Consider the following 3,106-nt stretch of genomic DNA (forward strand, 5'->3'; position numbering starts at 1 on the left):
CGACCACGTGCCGGAAGGCAGGCCTGTCGTGGCGGCCGAGGATCCTGGCGGCTTCCGCACAGATCTGCACCGCGGACCGGCCCGCCGTGGAGGCGCCGCCCGCCGACCGGTCGACGGCCGACCTGCCCGGCGCGAGCGGAGACGACACACCGCCCCCGCCCCGGCACACCGCCAACGGCATCGGCCGCCACGCCGCCTCCGGACCGGGCCGCCCGCCGCAGCCCGCCGTCCCCCGGCAGCCCGACCGCTCCGCGGACCAGGCACCCGCCCCCGAACCGACACCGACCCACGACCCGGCCCCCGACGTCGCCTCCCCGGCCGCCGGCACACCCCGCGCGGCCGCCGCCCGCACCGACAGCGCCGAACTGCTCGCCATCCTCCGCTCACCCGAAGCCCACGCCGGCCGCTCCGCGCCCAGGCTCCGCGTCCTCGGACCGGTCGACATCACCGGCGCCACCGGCACCACCGAACCCGCCGCCGTCCCCCGCCTCACCGAACTCGCCGCCCTCATCACCCTGCGGCCCGGCATCGACCACGCCACCCTGGACCGCGAACTGCACCCCGGCGCGGCCCACCTCGCCGAACTCGCCCCCGCCCTCGCCGCCAGCCCGCTCCCCGGCAAACTCACCCGCCTCGCCGCCTGGCTCGGCACCTCCGCGGACGGCCGCCCCCACCTGCGCACCGACCAGCCGGACGGCTACGCCTTCGCCCCGACCGTCAGCTGCGACTGGGACGAATTCCGCGGGCTCTACCGCCGCGGCATGCGCTCCACCAGCTCCACCGCCGACGCGGCGCTCGCCCACGCCCTCGCCCTCGTCCGCGGGGCGCCGTTCGCCGAAGCCCCCGCCGACGCGTACGGCTGGGCCGAACCCGAACGCCAGGACATGCTCGCCGCGATCGTCGACACCGCCCACGAACTCGCCGTCCGGCGCCTCCAGTACGGCGACCACCGGACGGCCGAGGCCGCCATCTTCCGGGCCCTGGCCGTCGCCCCGGACGTCGAACTCCTGCACCGCGACCTGTTCTACGCGTACGCCTCCGCAGGCGCCCGCGACCAACTCGTCCGCGCCGTCAACCGCCTCGACGCCCTCAGCCGCCGCACCGGCCGCGACCTGGACCCGGACACCGTGGCCCTCCTCCGCGACCTCCTCGCCGCCTGAGAGACACGCCCCAGGGGTGCGTGGGGGTGCCTCCCTGCCGAAGGCCGGGGGAGAGCCGGGGGAGAACTGCGCAGTCCGGGGGCGGGTGTCACAACAGTTCGGGCCAAGCCCTGATCTGTACGACGAGCCGTGTCCGTGTTGCGCAGTTCCCCGCGCCCCTGGGGTCGCTCGTGAATTGGGTCGCGGGGGAGGTGGTGGCCCGGTTAGCGTCGCGGCATGACGAGTTCGGACCTGCCCCTGCGACCCCGCCTGCGGGCGGCCCTCACGGTGGCCATGAAGGCACGGGACAAGGTGGCCGTCGATGCCCTGCGGCCCACCCTCGCGGCGTTGGACAACGCCGAGGCGGTGGAGCGTCCCGAGGGCGCCGACCGGAACCTCGCGGTCGAGCTGGTCCCGATCGGTGCGGGTGCCGCCGAGGTGGCGCGCCGGGAACTGTCGGAGGAGCAGATCGTGGGGATCGTCCGGGCCGAGGCCGCCGAGCGGGCCGAGGCGGCGGAGGCGTACGACCGGGCGGGCCGTCCCGACCGTGCCGAGCGGCTCCGTGCGGAGGCCGCCGTCATCCTCGCGCACCTGGGCTGATCTCCGGTCCGGGCCCGTTGTCAGTGCCGGGCGGCAGGATGCGGAGCGAGCAGTCGAGCGCGTCCGGAGGAGCAGCCGTGGGCACCGTCAGCAGCGTGGGACCGGACCGGCCGGTGGAGTTCGTCCCGGCGTGGTGCGCCACCGATCTGGGGGTGCACCGGCCGTGCCGCGGCACCTACGAGTGGTACCCGTACGAGAGCCTGCCGCCGTTGGCGGAGGGCCGGTTCGACGGGGGGTTCGGCTGGCTGGGCGGGCCGGGGCCGGCGGATCCGGAGCGGGTGGCGCTGCTGGACGGGGTGGCGGCGGCGCTGGCCGGTACGGGTTGTGAGCTGCCCGCCGACTTCGTGGCGCTGCAGACCTCGGCCCGCTGCCACGACGTGCTGGACGAGGTGTCGGTGACGGGCTGTTGGACGGACGTGTCGCAGCCGCTGCCGAGCCCGTTCGAGCCGGGCGCGCGGCTGGTGCGGTTCCTGCGGGACCAGCAGGACTGCGTGTTCTGGTACCTCTACCTGCGGCCTTCGGGGGAGGCGTTCGTGGTGGGGTCGCCGTTGGACTTCGCCTGCCTGCCGGAGTGGGAGGAGGCGGAGGGGCCGGTGGACCTGAGCGCGGCGGTCGCCCACTGCGCTCCGGGCTTCGAGGAGTTCGCCTACCGCTTCTGGGTGGAGAACCGGCTCTGGCAGGCGCTGCAGCACGAGGAGGCGCCGGCCGCGCCGGAGCTCGCCGAGTACCTGGCCCACTACACCGACCGGTACACCGGCCCGGTGGCCTCGGTGTGACGCGGTCGCGCGTCGGTGCCGGTTCCGGCCCTTGACCTGAAGTCCGCTTGAACGTGCAGGCTGGGGGGCAGAGGTCGGAGCGAGCCGGGGAGCGGTCGTGCGAGCGGTGTGGTTGACGGAGTTCGGCGGGCCCGAGGTGCTGGTGGCGGGCGAGGCGCCCGATCCGGTGCCGGGTCCGGGGCAGGTGGTGGTGGACGTCGCGTACGCCAACACCACCTTCGTCGAGACGCAGTTCCGGACGAGCGGCCGTGGGCCGTTCGCGGCGGTGCCGCCGCTGGTGCCCGGCAACGGGGTCGGCGGCACGGTGGCGGAGGTCGGCGAGGGGGTGGACGGGGCGCTGCTCGGCCGCCGGGTGGTGACCTCCACCGGTGGGTCCGGCGGCTATGCGGAGCGGGCGCTCGCGGCCGCGGCCGACCTGGTCGCGGTGCCGGACGGGCTGGCCCTGGACGAGGCGGTCGCGCTGCTCGCGGACGGTCGCACCGCGCTGCTCCAGCTACGGGCCGGGCGGGTCGCTGCCGGGGACCGGGTGCTGGTCCTCGCGGCGGCCGGCGGCGTCGGCGGTCTGCTGGTGCAGCTGGCCGCGGCCGCGGG

The 3,106-nt window shown here is 76.2% G+C and carries 4 protein-coding genes; all 4 read left to right on the forward strand.

The window, feature by feature from the left end:
* Nucleotides 1–1,160, forward strand: a 1,160-nt coding sequence (locus tag ABZ641_RS30750; RefSeq protein ID WP_359987062.1) for a BTAD domain-containing putative transcriptional regulator, incomplete at its 5' end; no start/stop codon positions are given.
* Nucleotides 1,161–1,376: 216 nt separating this feature from the next.
* Nucleotides 1,377–1,739 carry a GatB/YqeY domain-containing protein gene (locus ABZ641_RS30755; RefSeq protein ID WP_344625480.1) on the forward strand — a complete coding sequence of 121 codons (363 nt, stop codon included), beginning with the start codon at nt 1,377–1,379 and terminating at the stop codon, nt 1,737–1,739.
* A gap of 77 nt (nt 1,740–1,816) precedes the next feature.
* Nucleotides 1,817–2,515, forward strand: coding sequence for a hypothetical protein (locus ABZ641_RS30760; protein ID WP_359987065.1), 699 nt, complete (start codon nt 1,817–1,819; stop codon nt 2,513–2,515).
* A gap of 97 nt (nt 2,516–2,612) precedes the next feature.
* A partial coding sequence (locus ABZ641_RS30765) for an alcohol dehydrogenase catalytic domain-containing protein (protein WP_359987068.1) occupies nt 2,613–3,106 on the forward strand: 494 nt, incomplete at its 3' end.

It is taken from the genome of Kitasatospora sp. NPDC007106 (assembly GCF_040634455.1).
Lineage (GTDB): Bacteria > Actinomycetota > Actinomycetes > Streptomycetales > Streptomycetaceae > Kitasatospora > Kitasatospora arboriphila.